Genomic DNA, 22,223 nt, shown 5'->3' with positions numbered 1-22,223 from the left:
ATCCTGCGGTAGTACTGAAAATGATCATTTTTATATCTCCGCAGAGCCCTGGAGTATCGCCAACGCGTATTTTCACTACTTCCAAGGGATTGGGAAACAAAAAAACAATCATTGGCTTATTTTAATTAGCAATATGGAGAGGCGGAACAATATTTATAGGCGCTGCTGCTGTCACATCATCTGCCTGTAAAAAAATTCCAGCAGACATTCCTGGCGGAGCCGGTAAAGGACCGGCATATGGCGCAGGGTCTGGTAGAACATTATAATTAATTATTGATCCAGGATTAGCCACTGCATATCCGGCTATAAAATTCTCGACAACATTCATTGCAACATTAGCCGCCGGAGTTAAAGACATCATGTTTTCAGGAATACATGGGGCTCCGAATCGATCGGCAATTAAATGTGCTCTTACAAAATTAGGTGCAAGTCCATGTCGGTTCATAGCTACAAAAGGAGCTTGCATATTAACAGTAGCTCCCGCATTACCTCCATAAAATTCATTAAGCATAATACGCTGACAAACAGAAGATGGTCTATTATCTTCTATTTTGACTTTTTGTTTCCCTATGGAAACCGCTGATCTCTGATTGGTTAAATTTCTGGAAGTTTTAACCAAAGACGTATCAATAAACGTTTTCATAAATATGTTTTTTTATATATTCAAATTCGTCCCTTCATTCAGATAAAACGGATACACCATATTGTTGCGGCTATTCGTACGAATGATGGTATAGGTGATCAGGATCAGCAACAATCCTTTATCCGAACGCTCTTCGAACGACACCTCTTCCAACGTGATACGTGGTTCGAAGAGGGTGATAGCCCGGGCGATATCTGCCCGCATCCGCACCAGGGTTTGCGTATAGATCGGCTCGAAGGTGTAGCGGCGCAGCGGGCAGCCATAATCGTATCGGTTTACGCGCTCACCGGGCGAGGTGCTGAACAATACACGCAGGCTCTGTTCGATATCCTCTTCGTAAGCTACCATCTTTACCCCGTTTTCCGTCAACTGAGGAGGAAAATTCCAACCTCGCCCCAGAAAGACATCGGCATCCAACAGGTTCTTCAGTTCATCCATCTTCTTTTAGTTTTTCAGTTTCCGGAGACTTATCCTCCAATGATTACCGTGGGACATCCGACGACAATCGTTCCGCCATGTGCGGTGCTGTCACCCATCCGGGCTGCCGGTCTTCCGCCTATCATGACGGTAGACGAGCCTTTCACGATCGTGTCCGGCGGTCCTACGCAGACACACATGTCGCCCACGACGGCTGCCGGCATTTTCCCTATCAGTACATTCGGCACAGCCGGTCCGATTACCGGACCGCCCACATGCGGTATCGGCGAGGGAAACGCCGGGGTTTGCATCGGGCAGGTGTGCATATCAGTTATTCTTGCTGCCGGTGGCATATTGTTCTCCTTTCTTTATTAGTTTATCATTACCATAGCACCCTTAACGGTGGTCTGCCCACTAGCGGATAGCTCTGCCGTGGCGTTACCTTTCACCGAGGCACCTACCTTAGCCTGTACTTTCACATTCAGCCCTTCCAACGTGACATCCTGCTTGGCATTGCCGCTGAGTTTCATCGTGGCATCCAGCGTGATGTTGCCTTTCGCTTTCAGCTTGATGTCTTTGGATGACGAGAGGGAGATACCGTCGCTGTCCATCACGATCTCGTTCTTGTGCTGATCGGTCAGTTTGATAGACTTCTTATCATCATTGATCTCTATACTGTTTTTACCGGGGGTGGAAACAGTTATGATTTTCTTCTCCTCGTTAAACTCTATCCGCATGTTCTCACGGGTGACGATGGCTTTCGTATTGTTTTTGGCCTCATATTCGTAAGGAGGTCTATGCTTGGCACCATACAGGCTTCCCAGTATCACGGGATGGCCGGGGTCTTCGTTCATGAAACCTATCACCACCTCGTCTTCCGGTTCGGGCAGGAAGAAACTGGCTGAATTATTGGTGGCATACAGGGTCGACAGCCTTGCCCAGAGCAAGCGGTTCTTACCTTTCAGCCACGGTAATTCTACCTGTATACGGCATTCTTTCAACGGATCGCCGTCCAGCTTCTTTACCACCGCTGCATGAATACCTTGCAGACCGGGCAGGAAGCCGGAAGCGGAGGGAGAAACCACATCTGCTTCATCAGTAATATTTACGGGCGAGATACCTGCACCTGCCTTAGTGATCCATTCATTGTCCTCGATGATATGCGTTACTGATCCGACAAACATATTGCCGTTGAAGCGTTTACCCAGGCCTTTCAATTCGATCAGGCAGCCCGGCACTACTTTAGCGGAACCGTAGAAACTGCATGAACCCTGGTAGCGTGCCAGTCCGGCTTTCAACGCCATGCCGTCCGCCCATTGCTTCAAAGCATTTTCTTTGGTCGGTGCATCGGTTTGCAACAGCAGATTGTCGCCCGTAGCGATATTCTTCGGTTGCAAATCGCCCTGCCGGTTGAGCGAAGGGAGGGAAGCGATTGTTTTCACCGTCTTTTGTGTATTGGGATCCCATGATACGGCTTCATATTGCGTGAACTGGTCGTCGGCGGACAGTTCGAGGTCGAAAGCAGTCAGGTCGTTGCCATAGGTTACGGTCAGTACAGGCGATGCACTGACGTTAGGCTTCTTCACCTGTATCTTTTTCCCGGCGGTGTAGACGAACAGGCCGTTGGCATCGGCACGGGAGAGAGCGAAGTCCCAGTCCGAGCAATAATACTGCACAAGGGTAGGATGCGTGTAAGGTGTGGCATCTATTTCGACACTGCCGTAATCGGCAAGCGCTTCCTTAATAATATCACTGTCTGTCTTTTTCTCGAAGATGCGGTTTTTACGTCCCTGCGTAGCGGAGTAAGCATTATCGCGGCATTCCACCAGCATGTAGGAACGATGATCCTTACCTGTGGTGATGCGTATTCCGATGATGATGCCGTCAAACAGCGTTTCCTCTTTGTCCATGCTGCCGGCGTTCACACGGATCGGGGTACCGGGTTTGAAAGAGTCGGAATCGCTCTCGTCGAACGTTTGCTTATCCATGTTGCCGGCATTGAACTTTAATGTAGCCTTACCGATACGGTTCAGTTCCAGATGTACCGAGGCGGATACCAATGAGAAGGTATCTTTTAACCTGCTTCCATTGCAATAGACGGAACAAGCCAGTACACGGTCTTTGTTTACAGAAGGTGATTCTGCCATAATTTTATTCTTTTTTTAACATCGGCAGCAGGATATTCGTACCGGCAGGTACGTCCCTGTAGCCGTTGAGATTATTAAATCGGGCGACTTCGCCCACCAGGAGCGGGTCTCCATATACTTCGTTGCAAAGGGCGGACAGGGTCTGCCCTTCCTTTAATGTAATCAGTCGCGACACGTCGGGCGAGCGTTTGGAGAAGCGTTTCTTCTCCTCTTTCTGACTACAATACCCCATCAGTGTCACTTTCAGTTCGGCACAGAGCGGGATACTGTCGAGGTCGAACAGGGTGTATTCTGTTTCGAGTGTCTTAAGTTGTCCGAAGAAGGTGATGTCGCCATACTGTACCTTGACGAACGAGGGACGGTGGCCTTCGCTATTGTAAAAGTACAGGCGTTCTTCGAGGTCGTTCACGACGTCGCGCACGGGTTTCTTCTCGTCGTCATCTTCCATCGCGGCGGTCTGATCCAGCAGACATTCGAATGAGAAGGTTTCCGGTTGGTAACGCACATATACGTTCGACCCGTTCAGGCTGCCCAGTTGCTTGTCTTCCGCATAACGGATTCCTTTGTTGAGCTTCACCTTGCTCGGGTTGATGGGTAGATCCAGCGCAGATTTGTATTCGCTGCTGAAACTATCGTCCGTATAGGCTGTAATGGTCATTTTCCCCATTTCGCTTTTGTCTTTTTATACGTTATTACCGTTCGTTCTTTTTCCGCTGCCACCGTTGTGCGGCCAAGTGTCCGCTTTCTCCGGCAGACAGCCTGTCCAGTACACGGTCTTCTATCTTTCGGATGATTTCTTCCGAAATTTCTGCATCCGTGATGATCCGTTTTTCTATCACGGTACGAATGCGCATTTCTTTGATGATGACAGGCATAAGGTTTCTATTTATAGTATACGATCTATCCGGTTGCAGGTCAGGACTACCGTTTCTGTTGCCAATCCGCTCTTTTCCGCATCCAGTCCGCCGGGTGTCCATTGTATAGGATATGCGTATGCACATTTCCAACCGATCAATGGATTCCCTTTTTCGTCCAGTAATTTGATTATTACGTCATACGGTATAATACGCTTGTCTTTATCCGTTTTGAGACATTTATTAACCCACTTAAGGAATGTATCATTATTCAGGGGAGTCGCAGGACGTTTGAGCGTAATGTTTCCGTATGTGACTTTAGCCGGCATTTTTATCCATATACCTGTATCATTCGGTTTTTCGTGCGTTTCAAGCCGTATATCCAAACCGGAAACCTCTGTGAATGAAGTCTGGAAATGATCCAGCTTACTTTGAAAATCCACCAGAAAATGGAAACTTACAGGAGGTGTCCAGTTTGTTACAGCGTTGTCCGGCATATTACATTATTTAACCGTTACTCCTTCGTGTGCCAATATCAATGTCTCCATCGCCGGTGAATTAGCGTCTGATTTGAAGCCTTCCACCGTTATCTTTTTGGGCCATGCATTTGCCACTTCCCAGGTCTTTACAGGACTGCCGCTTTCATCCAGCAGGCTGATGGTTACTGTTTCACGTTGGATGATGTTCATATTGACTTTGTTAATCCAATCCCACATGGCTTTGTCATCTTTGAAAACACCTTTCTTCAAAGTCACGTCACCGGCTTTCTTCAGTCCGGGCATTTTCATCTTCGTAAATATTTTACTGTCGCCTGCGCGATAAGTCAACTCTTCATATTCCGCTTCAAGACCGGAAACTTCACTGCACGACATATCTCCTACATTGGAGATAGATACTTTGAAATAAAAACTGGGTAACGGCCACATTTGCGTGCTCGAACTCTGTGCTGAACCATTATCGTCTGCCATAATATTAAACTTATTAAATTGTTAACTTTTGATTTAATTCTTAATTCTCATTTTTAGTTAGCTTTTCTGCATTTGCTGCTGGAAGGTGATTTCGATAAATTCTGCCGGATGCGAAATAGCTACCAGTACTGTGATGCGCATAATTCCTTCGAGGATATCCTCAGGAGTCATGGTATCGCCTAAACCTACGTGTACGCTATAAGCATCTTCCGGTGTAGCACCTGCCAGTCCACCGCGTTTCCAGACGCTACGCAGGAAGCTCTCTATCATACATTTCATGTTGATCCACGTGTTGGCGTCGTTCGGTTCGAACACATAAGCACGGGCAGCATTCTTTACCGACTGCTCCAGAAAAGTCATCGTACGGCGTACATTAATATAACGCCAGTCCTGTGAATTACCATCAAGCGTGCGTGTTCCCCATACTTTGATACCTTCGCCGGGGAAGGAGCGGATCGCATTAATTGCTTTTCCACTCATCGGCATGTTCAGCTCTTCCTGGTCTGCATTCGTGATAGGGATTGCAGGTTTATTCACGTAGTTGACAGATACATTAGCCGGAGCTTTCCATACACCGCGCGTATTATCGACCATCGTATAGACACCGGCCATAGCAGCCGAAGGAGGGAGGAGATTCAGATGGTCTTTCACTTTCTTTACCATCAGACTGTATTCCGGCCAGTTTTGCAACAAGGCGTTATGGAGTTCTTTATCGATTTCTTTAACTGCATTGTCGTTTTTCAACTCTTTTTTCCGGGTTAAAAGTCCGGATACATATTTATCTAATGGGAACACATCCCCTTCTTTAGGGGGTGTCCAGTTGAAGAAAGGCGATAATAATGTCGGAGGTTCCTTCCATTTGATATTATCCTGGGTAATGTCATTATCCGATAAAACAGAGGTTTCCAGCCAAGGATAATAAGCGGCTGCAAACTGAAGGTTATTCGAACCTATTTTGTTGCGGAAACAAGTTGCCGGATCTTTCTCTTCTTCGTCTCCTTTCATGGGTACATCCAGCAATACGAAGTATTTCTTGCTGTCGCACAATCCCAAAAGGTTAGTGTAGATGTCTTTCCAATCTGTTACCTGTAAGGCTTCGGGAACAACCAACATTGTGATATCCTGTACTTTTTTCAGTTCAGGGAAGACGCTATCCTTAATAATACTTTTGTCAAGAGACCCTGTCTTATAATCTCCTATCGAAACCACATAGCATGTTCCGCCGCCATTGGCAAAGAACAGCACCATGTGATAATACAAAGTGTAAATTGCGTCTGGAGACTTTACCTTCAAAGCCTTTTCCTTTTTTTTGTCAGGTAAACAAATCAGATAGTTACTCTCATCATCTCCTTTTATTTCTTCAATAGAAAGTGTAAACTTCGGTGTCGGTGCACCACCAAAATAATTGTTGAACTCCGTCATTGATGAAATCCGCATCGGCTTATTCAGCAGAGACGTTGTGCCGTCCTGTGCTTTCTCTGTAAGACCGATAAAAACAGGGATGGCTGTTTCGACTTCCACAACGGAATTGCCGAAAGCGTTCTTCTCTTTTATGTAAACGCCGGGGGTCTTGTATTCTCCCATGATTCTTATTGTTTTAAGTTTAACAACGGGTTATTAACTCTTTTGCATTTGCTGCTGGAAAGTTATCTCGATAAATTCGGCCGGATGCGTGACGGCTACCAATACCGTAACGCGCATAATGCCTTCCAAAATATCTTCAGCAGTCATGGTGTCTCCCAGTCCGATATGCACTTCATAGGCATCTTCAGGAGTAGCTCCTGCCAGTCCGCCGCGTTTCCATACGCTTCGCAGGAAGCTTTCTATCATGCATTTCATGTTGATCCACGTACCGGCATCGTTTGGTTCGAACACATAAGCACGGGCAGCATTCTTCACGGACTCTTCGAGGAAGAGCAGCGTGCGACGTACATTAATATATCGCCAATCGAGGGAGTTGCCGTCAAGGGTGCGTGCTCCCCATACTTTTATACCTTCACCACGGAAAGGACGGATTACATTGATGGCTTTTCCGTTCATCGGTGCATTCAACCCGGCCTGTTGCTCGTCATCGATATCCTCTGCCACGCTGTCTACATAGCTCAACGTTACATTGGCAGGGGCTTTCCATACGCCACGACTTCTATCTACCATCGTATAGATACCGGCCATAGCTGCGGAAGGAGGGAGGAGGTTCAAGCTTTTCAGTAGACCTTTAATCATCTGCTTGTAAACAAAAGAACTGTTAAGCAACGCCAGATGGAAGGTTTGTTTGTCTTCGATATCGATAAATGAAGGTTTCCAAATTACTTTTATCTTTTTGGCTACAACTTTTTCTTCATTGTCCTTTATATCTTCTATTTTTTCAATTTTACCAATGGCCTTTTCTGTTTCACCTTCAGTTGGATAAATATCATCGCCTTCATTATTTTTATTAACCTCATCGAACTTAAATTCATGCTTCCTTACCGTCTTTGTTTCACCTACTTTCAACTCAAATTCATCACCATAATATGCATTTATAATATTGGAAAAGCCGGGATCGATATTGGAGAACTTACACCAATAAATATAACCTTTGTCACCCCATGTGAACATGTTGCCGTCCAAATCGCGCTCACCTAATACAGAAGTATTCAGCCAAGGGAAATAAGCAGCACCGTACGACAGGAAGCTTGAACCGATGTTCTCCCAGAAAACATTCACCTGACTGTCGATACGTGTATTTTCATCCGCTTTCGGATAAATATCAAGCAGGGCGAAACGGTTTTTCATATCATATCCACAATGAGAAAGCATTTGTTGCTGTACATCTTTGAAGTTATTTTTATTCGATAATTTTACGGCCTCCGGTATTACTACCATTGTAATTTCCTGTTCCAGCTTTAATGTATCCAATGCCTTAATCATGGCATCTTTGTTTAATGTATCTTTGTAGTTGCCCACCGAAACGATATAGCAAGCACCACCACCGTTGGCAAAGAATAACTGTATATTATAATATAATGTATATGCATGAGTCCCGTCAATGCAAAATGCATAGTTCACTTGAAACGAAGTTTTCTTTTTCTCCTGACCAATCTCAAAATCATCTTTTTCTTCTGTTTCAATATCAAATTGGAACAAGGATGATGATGGTTTTAGTGTGGCTTTATCAGGTATAACGCTAGCCCCATCCATCTTTGCATCTGGATGATACTTTACAATATCCACATCGAACTTTAGTTCCGGTGCCCCACCAAAATACTGTATAAACTCCGTCATCGACGAAATTTTCCAGGGAACATTTTTCAGGTCGTCATTGCCGTTTCGGGCCTTTTCGGTATAACCGATGAAAGCGGGAATAGCTGTTTCGGCTTCCACTACCGAGTTGCCGAAAGCGTTTTTCTCTTTGATATAAACGCCAGGTGTTTTGTATTCGCTCATAAATTAGATTTTTTAGATTAGTAATTATAGTTTCTATAAATAAATTATCTCCCTAAGAATATCCGAACGATCGGCAACAAACTTATTGAGTCGTGGAGAAGTAATAAACCTGCTTATTATTTTTCGCCCATTACCGTTGGGCGAATTATCATAAACAGATAGTCTAAAATCATAGTGTTCCTGTACCTTTATTTTCTTTTCGGAAACAATACGCCATACATTTTTTTGCGATATTATACCATGTTCATATTTCTCAGGAGAATGGAAAGATATAACTTCTCTAGGCATAGATTCTAATATCAAATGCTCTCCACGAAGGTCAGTTTCGTCTCTGAAGATAAACAGATATTCCCAGTAATAAGAACAAGAACAAAACTTGATAGTATATTTTTCTTTTGGTTTAAGTACGATCCGGCAAAATTCACCTTGAAGTTTTGTTTTGCCGGATACCGGAGACATGCTATACTCTTCATCTATTATGATATCTCTATCCAGATTGATTTGATAGAGTATTTGCGGATTATATTCCTTTATTGCAACCTGAAGCATAAAGACCGGATCGGTTACTATTACAGCGAGCTCCATTTCTTCGTTCTCAATGCTTTTGGTGTTATCCTCTTCTGTCAGCCATTGCCACTCATTATGATTTGTTTGTATAAACAAGACCCCACGTCGTCTCATTAACTCCTTAGTTTTGGGCATAGGCTCTAAACGAAAGTGTCTGCTTGTGGGTGGGTTGTAATAGTCATGTTCCAGGCGTATAGTAGCAATTGCTATGTACTTACTCATATTTGCTCTTATTTAGTTAAACGTATATTCGGTTCACTGGTAAGACTGCTACTACCACTGACTTCCGCGGCATTAATCGTCAACCTGCGTAACTTACACATTATCGACGGATAATACTGCCCACCCAGCGTAGTCCAGGTATTATTGATATCTTGTGCCGACAGCGTTACAATTTCTATTGTGTACTTCTGTCCATTCAAATCAAAATAAGGGCGGGATTGTATAAAAGTGAGCGTTTCTGATAAGACCGACAGTGATTCCGCATAGCGTTTTTCATCATATACGGCAGCAAGCATCAGATCCAGATTCAGTAATAGCGGCGGATAGCTCCGTTCATATTCAGAATCGTTCCGGCGAATACCTCCCGAGATACCTCCAGCCGTCTCCCGTTCTATATTGACTAACGAAATAATCAACTTACAAGGTCTCTCTTCTAAGCCGTTGCCTATAAAGCCTACTTCTGCTATTCCCTCAGGTTGGGGAAACTTCCTGCGCAGATATTCATCCAAGCGGGCAGCAAAATGTGTCAAAATCATCCTTATCATGGCATCATTGGTTTTATTGAAGCGGAAAGATATTAAAAAGATAAAAGACTATGAAATGAAATCCGTAGACGACAAAAAAACGGTGATGAAATGCATAAAAAAAGGCATGAACGGAATTCAGAGTCCCTTCATACCCATCATATATCGGTAAGATCAATCATGCTTTTCATGCTCGTTAGGTACAAAATCAAATATTCTCTGCATGCTGTTTCAGATATTCGTTTGGGGTAAGATTTGTCTTTCGTTTAAAGCTACGATAAAAGGCATCAGTGGATGCAAAGCCCGCTTCATTAGCCAAATCTGATAATTTCTTTCCTGAATGTATTTGTTCCAGTAAATAATCAATGCGAAAATCATTAATCCAATGATTGTAGTTATTACCTGAACAAGTATTAATGCATGATGACAGATATGAGTGATTGGTCCCCAACATTTTTGCCAGTGATTTAAGTTTTATATCTTTATTGAGATACAGCTTTTCGGAACTTACTTTCTTTTGGGCGGCACGAAAGAGTTTTTCTTCAGAGCTAAGCGGCTTTCTATTTTCTGGTATTACCGATGATTTAGGTTGTTCTACTTCTTTTTCCTTATTTAGTATAACCGATAACCGCTTCTTCCGTTGCTGATAAATGTAGCCTATAGCACATATAAAAAAGAGGAATAAGACTGCACAAGCGGATGAGACTGCAATTATGCGATGTGAATTAATCAATAAAGCTTCCTGCATCTCGAGTTTGTGCATTAAATCTTTAATTTGCAAACGATCCATAAGATTTTTACTTTCACGTTCCTTATTGACCTTGTTAATGATTTGCTGGATGGAGTCTCGACACACTAATAAATCTACGGCTTTTTCATATTGCTTGGTAGCCCGACAAAAAGAGCTATAGCGGGTGAGGGCATTGGCTTGGATCTCCAATTGATCTGGATTTTTGATTGACTTTCTCATTAACGGCTCAACTATAGTAAATGCTTCATCTGCTTGTTGATAATTTCCGTTTTGTTGATATAAAGTTGCTAAAGATGAATAAGGTTGCAAAAAGTTAAAAGGAAGAGAAGAATTTACATTTTTCTTTTTGAGATGTTTAGCCTGATTTTGATATTGTTTATTCGCCTTTTCTAAAAAAACAAGAGCTGAATCAATTCTATTTTCTGCAATATAGGTTTCAGCAATACTACAGTTAAGAGTCATTCCTTGTCCTGTTTTCAATTTTTGATTTTTAGTTAAACAAATTCGTGCACTATCAGGTTTTTGAAGTTCTAAATAACACGTAGATAATACAGAATAAGCAGAAGGTATATATGATGCTAAAGAATCTAGTCCTATTTCATTAGCATAATTCACAACTTCCTCATATTGTTTCGATTCATAGAAAAGGTAAATTAATCTAATTACACATTGTCTACTTAAATCAGGAAGACGATTTTCAATAGCCAGTTGATAAGCTTCTTTATATAAGGAGATACCTTTTTCTTGATCTCCTAATATCGCAAATTGATTGGCTATAGTAAAAAGGTCCTTTATGACAAACTCGAATTCACCTGCAATACGATGCTCTGCCAATAACTCAAACCAAATGGGTAGATATTGTTCATGTAATCCTCTTTTACATAACAATTCAGCTTTTATTTTCTTTATTTCCCATTTTTCTTCCCGCGAAAGCGAATAATTTCTCTCTAGTTCTTTACTCAACTGAATTCCTTTTATATCAGCATCTTGGTCTCTTTGCTTATTTAATCTATCATAAATATCTAGTAATCGGAATAGCATTTTTTTCTTATCTTTCTTAGATGCGGAAGGAAGGGATTCTAACAAGAGCTTTTCTTGTTTTCGCATTCTATCTATTTCTTTTTCATCTCGACTGGTTACCTGAAGTAAAATTGTAACTTGTTGTTGGAATGGCAGTTTTTGTACATCTTGCCATAAAGAGTCAAATGAGAGAGATAAAATAGATGTAACCGCTAACTTTTCATCTAATGAATCATTTTTCTCCTGAGTCTGATTTGTACAACCGATATATATGAAGAATATAAAAAGAAATAGAAGGAATGCTCTCATTTGTCTTATTAAGTCAATTCAATAGCACCCGAAGCACAAGCACCAGCACAATCTCCACACCAATTACAATCCCATTGACTACTAATTACAATTGTTTTATCTTTAACTTTAAGTATTCCGCGCTTACAAGCGTCCACACATTCTCCACAAACGTTACATTTTGAATCGTCAATAGTCCATAATGTTATAGGTATATCCTGTCCAGTTTGTTCTAAAATTTTTCCTTCATTGTTTTCCATAATACTGTTTTTTTTAATTGTTTATCAAAACTACATATTCTATTTAAAATAGCAATCCGATTTGTGCCGTTATTTTTCGTGAATCAGTATAAATTACATCTCGAGGTGTCTTTTCAAAATCAAACGTCAGCTGAATAAACCAGCGAAAAGAAGCTGATCTGGTATAAGTTACAGAAGAATGTAAACCCCAACGCGACATCGTTTCATAATCGAACACTTGTTGTAATCTGCTGTGATTCTGCCATAAGGTGATTTCCGGAGCATTTTCTTCAGGTGACAGCTGCTTTTCTTCCATAATCGATCCACCACCTTTCCCATATTGAGCTCCCAGAGATAAGTCGAGTGAGGCATTTGGTAATAAAAAATTTTGAACAAATGTAGTATGGATTGTAAACCGGTGAATCGGCTGTGTATACTCTGCCGGATAGAATAATAAAGCTGTTTTCGCCTGACGATAACTAATACCTGAAAGGATATAAAAATAGGAATGCCAGGCATCACGTAACCGATAATACCCATAATTCAAAGCATATCGGCTTGTACGCCGGGTAGAGCGAAGTAATCTTCCATCCGATTGCCAGGTATCCGATTCCACTTGATGCTGCAATGGATCAAAGTTATCAGCATGACTAAATGTAGCCAGCCATTCCCATTCATGCCTGCAGCCGGGGAACACCTGCTGTAACTTACCTTTATACTCCACCTGCCAGTTATCCGTTTCGCCTTCTTTCTTATTTTTTATACGGTCACTCTCTACTGTCTGTCCGGCGAAACTCCCACAGATCTCCTGGTATAATTGGAAAGAACCACGATTCAAGTCAAACTGTAAAGCACCACCAACCTCTTGTCCGGTATAATACCAATTCACATTTTCGCCCCATGATAAGGTTTTAAAGAACCCCAACGGATAAGCTACCAGGACGGGATAAGTTGTATGACTACCCATATTTTGATAATCTACGGTCTCTTTTCGACGGACATAAAGCAGTGACGCGCCCAAATGTAAATTCCCGCACAGATATCCCACACCTGGTGTAAGGCGCCACTCCATCCACTGATTTTTATTTCGTGGATCAATATCTTTGGCAGTCAGCTGTACTTTATAATCCGCTTTTACACCCAGCAACCATTGCCGATGGATCGGCAGAGAAAAACCTCCCGACAATTGATATTGCTCCAAACGCTGCTTTCCACTTATGGAGTCACACAAGTTTATAGCCTGCCAATAGTCACCTGTCATTCCATTCCAGTTCTGTTGTCGATTCTGAAACTGGGTGTAACCGATCTTACCATAAAGCGACACTTTATTTACAGTCTGAAATGATTCGCTATATACAGAGTACACATCCGCAGAAGCCGGAAGACTGACGTTCCCAAAATTTCCTTTGTGATGGCCGTAACTTGCTTCCGCCACAGAGAAAGAGCGGAAACGATTAAACGACAATCCCACAGGGTTAGCGCCGCCCAACCAGCTATTGTGTCTATACACTTCTTTTATCGAAGGTATATACAACGTATCCGTTTGAGCAGAAACCGTCGTGGATAACGAAAATAATAGTCCGAACAATATTTCCCGGCTCCTCATGGCCATTATTTTGTTTTTAGGGTAGCAAATGTAACTTCCATATCTTCGGCGGAATTATTTGTATCCTGATAAATAACATGTCCGTCTGCCATTCCTGTTTTCTTTCTGATAATCGACCGGCCTGAATACCTGTCTCCCGGAATATAACATTTCCCGTTATCAAGTTCATTAGGCACTCGCTTAGGTGAATTGATATCTTTCACACACTCTATACAGTCTATTACCCATTCCTGAGGAACCATCAGATAACGCTTGTCCTGATTAGCCGCCTGGGGACGCGGTTCGCGATTATCCAGATCTTGTACATATTCTTCCGGTGAATCCTGCAAGCTGAATACCATAAATGTAGGGCCAAAAACCGGGAGAGAGTACATTACTAATAAAGGATTCAGATTTGCGAGCAACGTCATGGGTTTAACACCGGTAGTAATATTTTGCCGTTCAAGACTCACATCCCAAAATCCCCAATCGACCCCGGACAGATCGACAGAGTTAGTGTGTTGAAACTCTCCGCCCGTATGATCCACGGCATTCGTGGCAATGGTTGTTTCTTCTCCCGGTGCCAAAGGATATTCTTTCCCTTTTCCAGGAAACTGCCAGGTCAGATCATTTACCGGAATCCGTTTCATATCCGTATAATTCATCCAGGGAGATTCCAGATTGCTACCCGGATCCACAATTCCGACACACAAACCATCCAGATAAATTGTCTGATCTGAATTGTTATATAAGGTCACATACTGATCTGCCTGATATTCTTTATCATTCAATCCCATGCAACCACCAAAGTAAATCTCTTTAATGACAAGAGCATTTATTTTAGCCTGTGATAACGGTAGCTCTATCACACCTTGTTCCTGGTCTGAAAGCAACGATAAAGATTCTATTCTTCCGCTAAAAATCAGTCCGGAAGCGGCTTGATAATGTACCGAAGCAGCATAGTAACCCGGTTCAACGTTGAATGAAGCCTTTCCTGTAGATGAACAATGCACAGAATACACAGTTCCCTGATCTTTATTCGTCAGTGCAACTTCCATTTCTTCATAAGGCAACGTTGAATAACCTTCGGGAGCAACTAGCTGGATATAAATACTGGAAGATTGTTTCTCATCTTCCGAACAGGAAGCAAAGAATAAAACTAAAGCAAGTAATAAGTAAAAACCTTTTTTCATTTGATGTTTTTTTTATATTAAAAACTCTTTTAAAACCGGATCGTCATCTCGGCTCCATAATATAAACCAGGATTTTGAATCGTATATTGTTGTGTGCTACTGGTGTATTTCTTTGGATTCGATTGCGTAAAATTATTGGCACAAAAAGCAACTGATACATAGCGCCCTATCTCTTTCGTTACCCGAAGATTCAACAGGAAATAGGGGCCGAACGAATCTTCCTGATACCGGGTCAGTGTGCCAGCATCCAGCACCAGATCAGCGAAACGTTTATCGTTCGCCATTTCCGGAGTGAAGGGATGTCGTACTCCATCACTATCCATATAATATACTGGATTGAGACGTTTACGATGTTCTATATCGGTCATCGGATCTCCATCGAGCCGGTTCCCATTATCGTCGATCAGGTAAACGGGATTATTGTAACTGCTTTCCATGCCACGGCGTTGTTTATCCATCCATACGGCCTGTAAAGTTAAAGTAGTGATCAAACCGATGCGGGGTAACTGGGTGATGAACTGGAAACGGGTATTGAATTGTTGCCAAACCCGCAAATTGGCGGCCAGGTGATCTGCTTCATAAATACCGACATACGGATATGGCTTGCCATTCAGCTCAACCTGGGGATACACTGCTGACAATGCCGTGTTTTTTTCATGTAACTTTAAATAACTGCCACTGATAAACAGTGAAGTATGCAAAGTATTCCAGTGCCCCATATCGAATGTATATTCAATGCCTTGTTTCAATTGCTCAATACCATTTTCCGGGGAAGTGAAAGTGGCGAACGTTGCAAGGGTAGTGTAGGAGAGAGGCTTCCCGTTGTTCACTACCCCATCGGGAGTCAGTTCGGGATATTCCCCTTTACCGGTTAACGGATCGTAACGTCGGTATGTAAAAGGTTCAGCTTGTTCCGTTGTGCTGAATCCATTCTGAAGATGCTCTCTGAACCATACAATATCGGCAGTCATTTGTCCTAGCCGCAGGTTAAGTCCCAACTCCAATTTTCGGTTTACCGGTAAGCGCAAATTTGGATTAAAAGTATGATCGGTCACAAAAGTATGCATCACAGTCAGTCGCTCGTTATTCTCCATATCATTATAAGTAAAGCTATTTTTATCGGTATAGGATTTATCCGGATACAAATAGGCTAAGACCGGCATCTTACGCATCAGTCCCCAACCTGCGCGTATACTAAGGTGTTTCAGTAGTGGATTTTCATTTTGTTCCAACAGAATCTGTCTGACGTTGATACGCGGATCTGCTGTCGGGGCATAACGCAATGCCTCTGTTTGCAGTTTGGTGAAACGTACACCAGCTTGTATTTCAGTTCTCATCTTTCCTGTATGGAAAGTGACCTTATCTTCTGCGAAAGCTGTATATTGATGTACAAAGGGAATACTCCGAAAAGAACGGGTACGCATTCGGATCATTTCCAACGACGGGCGGAGAGGGTCGAACTGAATACCTTCTCCACGGTTACCCTCTGTCCCCATTTCCAGACCAAGCATAAAATGATTATATACATTATTCGATAGTGTACTTCTGAGATTGGCCGTAAGTGACGCATCTGCGGATAACGGTTTCCCTTCCACCGAAAGATCGCTGAAGTAGTTGGGAGCTAAAAATATACCGGCCTGCTCACCCGGCTGACGGGTATAAGTTGTTACCTGCTGCGTGCTTGAGTAATATATACTCGATTCATTCTTCTGGTAACTATAGGTCAATCCGGCATGATATTCCAAGTTTGAAATCCAGGATTTATTTAAATCCCAGCGTCCGTTTGCCGAGAATGAAAAGCCCCGGTTAAAGGCTTTCTGATATTCACCGTCAATAGTGTTGCGACCTCCGCCTCCTTTATCCAGTGTCCAATATCCCCGCAAATTAAAACGAAGTGATGCCGTAGCAAAGTCTTTCGCATGAGCTATTTGAATACCTATCCGTTGAAATGTTTGTTCCGGCAGTCGGGGATCTTGCGATGAAAGTGCATAATCTGCTCCCAGGTAGAGAATACCTCCATTCGCTCCCATAGCCATACCTTTACCTATAGAAGCAAGTTTCTCAGTTGCCGTAAAACGCAATCCCACCGTATAAGGTTGCAATCCGGCTTTCGAGTTTACCAATACAACGCCGCTGGTAGCATCCCCATAGCGGGCCGAAGGCACTCCGCGTATCACCTCTACAGATTCTATGGAAGCAGGTGAAATCGAACGGACATCAAATCCTGAAAGAGCAGAACTGTTAAACAGGCTACCTTGACCTTCAAGTCCCAGTTGCTGCATATTCATATTATTGTTCATTCGCACTCCATCTACCAGTATAGCGGTTCCCAATGCATTTGTCGCATTCTCGTATGTAGCACTACGGACTGTGAAGACAGCAGGAGAATTCAAATCAGGATTACGGGTAAGTACGCCAGGTAATAATTGGGACAAGTCTGATAAATCAGTCGCTTGTATATGCCGGATGGCATCGTGCCCAATCAAGGAACTGGTACCCGGTGCATCTGATGGAGTAGCCGTGACTACCACCTCCCGGAGCCGGATATTACGCAGGGTATCAGGTACTGTTATTTTCTCTTGCCCGTTAATTATTAACGAACAAAAGACAAAGAAAATTACCTCAAAAGCTTTCCTGCAGCTATGCTTATTCATCTTCTCTTTTGTAGATTACCTACTGTTAAAAGCCTTATGGCAGTACAAAATAAGCTATTTTATTTTGTTCACTTATCGTCTGAAAATAAAAAAACAAAGAAACCTGCATTTATAAACTTTAGTAAGTACATTTGCATTCAGAAATGTTTTTATGTTATCATTATTATTTCAGATTTTAGTTATTTGTACTTCCTTATTAGCCTGGGGTGTTTTAAGCATCGCCGGGATTTCTTTGTTACAATATGGCAGATATAACAAAAAGACCATACTTACAACTTTCATCACGCTGGTACTCTGTGTTGTATCCTTTTACAACAGTTGGTATGAAGGACTCTTCCTTTTCAGAAAGATTGCCCTTATTTCCAGTTTGAACAGCTGGGCTTTCACATTGCTCACTCCCTTGTTTTATTTGTATTTCCGTTTTCGGATAACTAATCGTTTACCGGATGCCCGGCAATGGAGACGACACTTACTTCCTCCGGGAGTATTAACTGTTATTTATGTAGCGATGACATTATTCAATCCGGTACCTGATAAATTGATCTATAGCTGGCATGAATTCGGACTTGATCGCTCTGCCTGGTGGGTCTCTTTCCGTATCAGTTGTTATTTGCTTCTGGCGGTACAATTGTTTGTTTATCTGCCTCGTCTTTTAAGCAGAATAAACGATAATACACCGCAAATACAAATTATTAAAAGAGAGTTATTATGCGTTTTATGTTTCATATTCATTTCTGTAATGAGTATGCTTACTCCGAGTTATATATGCAATATTCTGTATAATCTGTCACTTATTCTTATTGGTGTATATTTATTGAAACGGTCCGTATTTTACCGGACTGTAAAGCGTAAAATAGGCTTTTACCTATTACCTTATTTTTTCATCAGAACTGAAGCTAATCCAAAAGATAAAATAGAAGTATCTACTCAATTCAACCAGGAAGAGGGAGAGCGGATAATCAGTCTATTAAAATCACCGGATATCCTGCACAATCCAGATCTGACCCTAAAAATACTTGCCAGTGAACTTGGCACGAATGCCACTTCATTAAGTCATTACTTTAATCAGCAATTAGGAGTTCGCTTTTCTGATTATCTGACGGCTCTTCGTCTGGATGAAGCAGAATCATGGTTAAAGGATACCAATATAAAGGTAATAGAAATTTCCGAGTTGGTGGGCTTTCAAACTTCATCTACGTTCTATCAGGCTTTTAATGCGCGACATCATATGCCACCTTCCCAATGGAGAAAGAAAATGAAGCTTAATTCCTAATGAAGATATTCCGATATTATATATTTTATTCTTAAATCATAAATAAAAAAGCACTTAGCTCAACGTTTAATAATCTGATAATAAGAATAATATAAAAATAATTGAATAAGAAACATTCTGGAATTACAAAACCTGGCTTCCTACTTATTTTTGTTGACATAACCAAGGCTCATTAAGCCTATAAACATGAAACAAAATGAACACACTCAATTTTAAGGAACAAACACAGGTAGAAACGGCAGCTAATGCATCAAGTTGCACAGATAAAAACACATTAGATAATATCTTTATCAAAATTCAGGATCACTTCCGTAAAATATCATTTAGTGATATTCTTTATATTGAAGCATCGGGAAGCTACTGTAATTTCTATTTACAGACAGGTAAAATAACAGTATCATACACACTGGCTGAAACGATGCAACATCTATCGGAACTTTTATTCCTCCGGGTACATCGTTCTTTTATTATTAACAAGAATCATGTCACCAGTTATATAGGTAATACATTTTATATCGGCGAACATATGATCCCTATCGGCAGGCAATATAAAAAAGAAATATTATCCCATTTCAACATATTGGGAACAATCGGTTGAATTGTTGGTATTATCTCATTGCACTAATTAATGATATTATAAATGGAATCTTTAATAATAGTCTTCCTGATTCTCTTGTTGAATACTGAGCTAGAACATAAAATTGCAGAACAACAAAAGATAATTGAATATTATCAGTTATATAGTTTTATTTCACTGGTTATTTTCATATTGTTAGGCTATATGATCTATTATTATCGTCGTCAGAAAAAGAATGAATTGGTGGCTGTTAAAGGAGAAAACTCTCTTTCGGTTATTGAAGAATGCAAAGAAGAGTTTGAATCAATTTATGCTTCGATTATCCGGTTTATCGTTATCGAAAAGCATTATCTGGATAAAGGTATTGATATAGCAAAAGTAGGAAAATGTTGTCATATCAATAAAGAGCTTGTCAATAAGGCTCTGAATGCAAAAGCCAATATGACACTCCTGGAACTGGTGAATAATCATCGTCTGGAATATGCCTGCACATTATTATTGGACGATAGCAATAAAACCGTAGATGCAGTAGCTGACGAATCGGGATTTAAGACGACCCGTACGTTTTTACGTCAGTTCAAGTCCAAATACAAAATGTTACCAAGTGAGTACCGTCATATTGAAAATTCTTCCGACTGATAATTTCTGAGGGGATATAAGCAAAAAAGCTACATCAATAATTTTGATGTAGCTTTTTTGTTCCGGTATATTTTATTTACCACTCTTAAATTGATATACCCTGTATTTATTTCAGATTCAACACACTTCTTTCGTCACCAATTGAAGATTTTCCAGGAGTAGCCTTACGCGTACAATAATCAAACTCTACCGATTTATCTCCGACGGGCGATTTCCACTTCAATTTCAGTTTAACCGTTTTACCTTCTGTATCAGGCAGACTACCCAGGTTGAATGCAACCAATCCATCCCCTTCGACTCCATAAACATCTCCATAAGCATTGTGGCGGAATTCCACTTCATAAGGATTAGCCGGATCCTGGCTTGCCAGCAAGTTTACAAAATGAGCTTTGTTACGATCTCCCCAGTTTGTTCTGAAACGGAGTGTCAGATAACCATCTTCTGCAATAGTAACCCAATCTCTAATCATATCTACGGGATCGGTACCATATACAGAATCATTTTCTACTCCCAGATCCGGTGCTATTTGTTTTGTCAGGATACTGTCTATCCAATTTACATAGACAGCTTTACTATAGCCTTCAGCGGGCTCATTCACTTCCCTGCAATTAACCAAAGCTCTTACTTCTTTGTTTCCGTAAGGAGAAGAAGCAATGTTTACAGGTAATAAGGTTGTAGTGTCATCCAGTTGCAGGAAGAACGAATTGTCGCTAACCGGCTTTACTGTTACAAGGGCGTTTGGCGTTAGATACCCATAATTATAGTCATCATCATCCAAACAAGATTGAAAGGTTAAAGAAGTAAATAATACTCCCGTGGCCATTAAAAGTAATTTCAACGTCTTCATAGCTTAATATCACTAAATTATTAAATGTTTATATCAGTGAAGATGGATAAGAGTTTGAAAATGCTGCAAAGAAGGTTGATAAAATATATTAATAAACTTCTTGTGATCTTTAAATAATCGATTATTCCTGCTCATGGAAGAAGGAGCAATAACCAGTCAGGGATTCGGTACGTTTACACTATGGCCGCAGAGTGAACGTACCGGACGTAATCCACAAACAGGCTCTCCTCACTAATCCCGGCTCGCAACAGCATAAAATTCAAACTGGGAAAAGACCTGCTTAAGTTCCTGAATAAGGGGGAATAATGCGTCAATATGCCAATGTGCCATTATCACATTGGCATATTATTTTTAAGCCGCTTCAGCTCTTCACGGGTAATCGGTATGACCGAGCCATGACGGGGATGGAAATCCATTGAGATAGTGTGGTCTATCACTTTGAAATTCTTTAGATCCTTACTTTCCGTAAACTGATACTTGCCTTTCATATAGACATCATACATTAAAATGTAAGTGTCGGAACCGATCAGTTTGAAAACGCTCGATCCTTCCACGGCATCCGTTGTCTGTTGCTTGTATCCGTCGTATTCAGTCCATTGGCCGGAAGTAAGAGAAGAAGTTGTTGCCAGTTTGATACCATTCCCATGTCCTTCGGTCTTATAAAACATGTAGAAAGTGCCGTCTTTATAGATTATGTCGCCGTCGATGCAGGATTTACCGTTTTCGGGGAAGAATAACTGTTTCGGTTCTCCTTCAATGTCGGTAAAATCTTTGTTAGCATATGCATAATAGATAATATCCGCACCGTCACCATGCAGCATAGACCAATAAACCATATACTTTCCTGCTTGCGGATCATAGATCGTTTGCGGAGCCCATACACGTTTCAGGTCTTCCTGTCCTGCATACTTTTCCTGTATATTGATTACGCTTGACGACCAGTTCACCAGGTCGGTGGATTTCAATAAAACCATCGCACGGTTGGAGTCCCATCCCTTAGAGGAAGTCATGTCGGTAACTACCATATAGAACGTTTTCCCATCCTCGCAACGCAGGATATGAGGATCGCGTACACCGCCGGTCGAACTAATCTTTTTCGAGTCGATAACAGGCTGATTGTTGTTCAGCGCCTTGTAATTATAACCGTCTTCGCTCACTGCGAAATGTATGGCTTCCTGCTCTACATTGTTTCCGGTGAAGTAGGCAAAGAGATAAGCTACATAATCTTTCTCCTGTTGGTTTTCAGCCTGCGCATAACTGCAAATGTGCAAGGACAAACATAGAAATGTTGCCCATAATACTTTGAATCCGTTCTTTTTCATGATAATAAATTATAATATGTACGTGTCTTTCAATTGCACAAAGATAGGAGAATTTTCTTTTAATGCA

At 41.5% G+C, this 22,223-nt stretch carries 22 protein-coding genes and 1 pseudogene; 4 read left to right on the top strand and 19 right to left on the bottom strand.

The genetic code is table 11. The annotated features are described in order from the left end of the window. Positions 1-121: 121 nt before the first annotated feature. The 17 genes from HMPREF1212_RS11050 to HMPREF1212_RS10970 all read right to left on the bottom strand — a co-directional run bounded on the left by HMPREF1212_RS11050 (position 122) and on the right by HMPREF1212_RS10970 (position 17,498). The gene (locus tag HMPREF1212_RS11050; protein WP_046149387.1) at positions 122-643 is read right to left on the bottom strand and encodes a DNA/RNA non-specific endonuclease; all 522 of its coding nucleotides are present in this window, start codon (positions 641-643) and stop codon (positions 122-124) included. Between the two features lie 12 nt (positions 644-655). Beyond that, positions 656-1,081: a GPW/gp25 family protein gene (locus HMPREF1212_RS11045; RefSeq protein WP_046149386.1), complete on the bottom strand. Its 426-nt coding sequence runs from the start codon at positions 1,079-1,081 to the stop codon at positions 656-658. A 29-nt stretch (positions 1,082-1,110) separates the two neighbouring features. Then, positions 1,111-1,413, bottom strand: a complete 303-nt coding sequence (locus HMPREF1212_RS11040; RefSeq protein ID WP_046149385.1) for a PAAR domain-containing protein — start codon at positions 1,411-1,413, stop codon at positions 1,111-1,113. A gap of 18 nt (positions 1,414-1,431) precedes the next feature. Then, on the bottom strand, positions 1,432-3,207 hold the full coding sequence (vgrG, locus tag HMPREF1212_RS11035; protein ID WP_046149384.1) for a type VI secretion system tip protein VgrG: 1,776 nt from the start codon (positions 3,205-3,207) through the stop codon (positions 1,432-1,434). Between the two features lie 4 nt (positions 3,208-3,211). Continuing rightward, positions 3,212-3,874 (bottom strand): CIS tube protein, encoded by a 663-nt coding sequence (locus HMPREF1212_RS11030; protein ID WP_046149383.1) that lies wholly within the window; start codon positions 3,872-3,874, stop codon positions 3,212-3,214. Between the two features lie 25 nt (positions 3,875-3,899). Further along, complete coding sequence (locus HMPREF1212_RS11025; protein WP_046149382.1) at positions 3,900-4,082, bottom strand: hypothetical protein; 183 nt, start codon at positions 4,080-4,082, stop codon at positions 3,900-3,902. An 11-nt stretch (positions 4,083-4,093) separates the two neighbouring features. Beyond that, positions 4,094-4,558, bottom strand: coding sequence for a phage tail protein (locus HMPREF1212_RS11020; RefSeq protein ID WP_046149381.1), 465 nt, complete (start codon positions 4,556-4,558; stop codon positions 4,094-4,096). Positions 4,559-4,564: 6 nt separating this feature from the next. Next, on the bottom strand, positions 4,565-5,029 hold the full coding sequence (locus HMPREF1212_RS11015; protein WP_046149380.1) for a phage tail protein: 465 nt from the start codon (positions 5,027-5,029) through the stop codon (positions 4,565-4,567). 57 nt (positions 5,030-5,086) lie between these two features. Continuing rightward, positions 5,087-6,613, bottom strand: coding sequence for a phage tail sheath family protein (locus HMPREF1212_RS11010; RefSeq protein WP_046149379.1), 1,527 nt, complete (start codon positions 6,611-6,613; stop codon positions 5,087-5,089). A 33-nt stretch (positions 6,614-6,646) separates the two neighbouring features. Continuing rightward, the gene (locus HMPREF1212_RS11005) at positions 6,647-8,455 is read right to left on the bottom strand and encodes a phage tail sheath family protein (RefSeq protein ID WP_046149378.1); all 1,809 of its coding nucleotides are present in this window, start codon (positions 8,453-8,455) and stop codon (positions 6,647-6,649) included. A 33-nt stretch (positions 8,456-8,488) separates the two neighbouring features. After that, positions 8,489-9,244: a hypothetical protein gene (locus tag HMPREF1212_RS11000; RefSeq protein ID WP_046149377.1), complete on the bottom strand. Its 756-nt coding sequence runs from the start codon at positions 9,242-9,244 to the stop codon at positions 8,489-8,491. A gap of 8 nt (positions 9,245-9,252) precedes the next feature. After that, positions 9,253-9,789 carry a Pvc16 family protein gene (locus tag HMPREF1212_RS10995; RefSeq protein ID WP_046149376.1) on the bottom strand — a complete coding sequence of 179 codons (537 nt, stop codon included), beginning with the start codon at positions 9,787-9,789 and terminating at the stop codon, positions 9,253-9,255. 187 nt (positions 9,790-9,976) lie between these two features. Continuing rightward, positions 9,977-11,848, bottom strand: a complete 1,872-nt coding sequence (locus HMPREF1212_RS10990; protein WP_082099872.1) for a helix-turn-helix domain-containing protein — start codon at positions 11,846-11,848, stop codon at positions 9,977-9,979. 8 nt (positions 11,849-11,856) lie between these two features. Then, positions 11,857-12,087, bottom strand: a complete 231-nt coding sequence (locus tag HMPREF1212_RS10985; RefSeq protein WP_046149375.1) for a 4Fe-4S dicluster domain-containing protein — start codon at positions 12,085-12,087, stop codon at positions 11,857-11,859. Between the two features lie 43 nt (positions 12,088-12,130). After that, a complete protein-coding gene (locus HMPREF1212_RS10980) occupies positions 12,131-13,678 on the bottom strand; it encodes a DUF6850 family outer membrane beta-barrel protein (RefSeq protein ID WP_232430080.1) in 1,548 nt (515 codons plus the stop codon). Continuing rightward, complete coding sequence (locus HMPREF1212_RS10975; RefSeq protein WP_046149374.1) at positions 13,678-14,844, bottom strand: DUF4876 domain-containing protein; 1,167 nt, start codon at positions 14,842-14,844, stop codon at positions 13,678-13,680. Before HMPREF1212_RS10975 ends, HMPREF1212_RS10980 begins: the two co-directional genes overlap by 1 nt. 29 nt (positions 14,845-14,873) lie before the next feature. Next, on the bottom strand, positions 14,874-17,498 hold the full coding sequence (locus tag HMPREF1212_RS10970) for a TonB-dependent receptor plug domain-containing protein (RefSeq protein WP_028729314.1): 2,625 nt from the start codon (positions 17,496-17,498) through the stop codon (positions 14,874-14,876). 508 nt (positions 17,499-18,006) lie between these two features. Between HMPREF1212_RS10970 and HMPREF1212_RS10965 the strand changes: the two genes are divergently transcribed. The 3 genes from HMPREF1212_RS10965 to HMPREF1212_RS10955 all read left to right on the top strand — a co-directional run bounded on the left by HMPREF1212_RS10965 (position 18,007) and on the right by HMPREF1212_RS10955 (position 19,987). Continuing rightward, positions 18,007-18,771: a helix-turn-helix domain-containing protein gene (locus HMPREF1212_RS10965; RefSeq protein ID WP_232430079.1), complete on the top strand. Its 765-nt coding sequence runs from the start codon at positions 18,007-18,009 to the stop codon at positions 18,769-18,771. Positions 18,772-18,967: 196 nt separating this feature from the next. Beyond that, positions 18,968-19,369, top strand: a complete 402-nt coding sequence (locus HMPREF1212_RS10960) for a LytR/AlgR family response regulator transcription factor (RefSeq protein WP_028729312.1) — start codon at positions 18,968-18,970, stop codon at positions 19,367-19,369. 183 nt (positions 19,370-19,552) lie between these two features. Beyond that, complete coding sequence (locus tag HMPREF1212_RS10955; protein WP_157316999.1) at positions 19,553-19,987, top strand: helix-turn-helix domain-containing protein; 435 nt, start codon at positions 19,553-19,555, stop codon at positions 19,985-19,987. Between the two features lie 106 nt (positions 19,988-20,093). Here the strand turns inward: HMPREF1212_RS10955 and HMPREF1212_RS10950 are convergent, their stop codons facing one another. Then, positions 20,094-20,834, bottom strand: coding sequence for a NigD1/NigD2 family lipoprotein (locus HMPREF1212_RS10950; RefSeq protein WP_028729311.1), 741 nt, complete (start codon positions 20,832-20,834; stop codon positions 20,094-20,096). A gap of 133 nt (positions 20,835-20,967) precedes the next feature. Here HMPREF1212_RS10950 and HMPREF1212_RS27305 point away from each other — a divergent pair, with 133 nt between their 5' ends. Then, entirely contained in the window at positions 20,968-21,069 is a 102-nt protein-coding gene (locus HMPREF1212_RS27305) for an HU family DNA-binding protein (protein ID WP_225608027.1), read from the top strand. Positions 21,070-21,172: 103 nt separating this feature from the next. On the opposite strand, the pseudogene HMPREF1212_RS10940 reads toward HMPREF1212_RS27305, so the two are convergent. After that, positions 21,173-22,156: pseudogene (locus HMPREF1212_RS10940) on the bottom strand (glycoside hydrolase family 43 protein); the annotation flags it as partial. Positions 22,157-22,223 lie beyond the last annotated feature (67 nt).

This window comes from Parabacteroides sp. HGS0025, from assembly GCF_000969845.1.
Lineage (GTDB): Bacteria > Bacteroidota > Bacteroidia > Bacteroidales > Tannerellaceae > Parabacteroides > Parabacteroides gordonii.
Note: the sequence above shows the minus strand (reverse complement) of the source record. Positions and strands in the feature narration are given on the sequence as shown.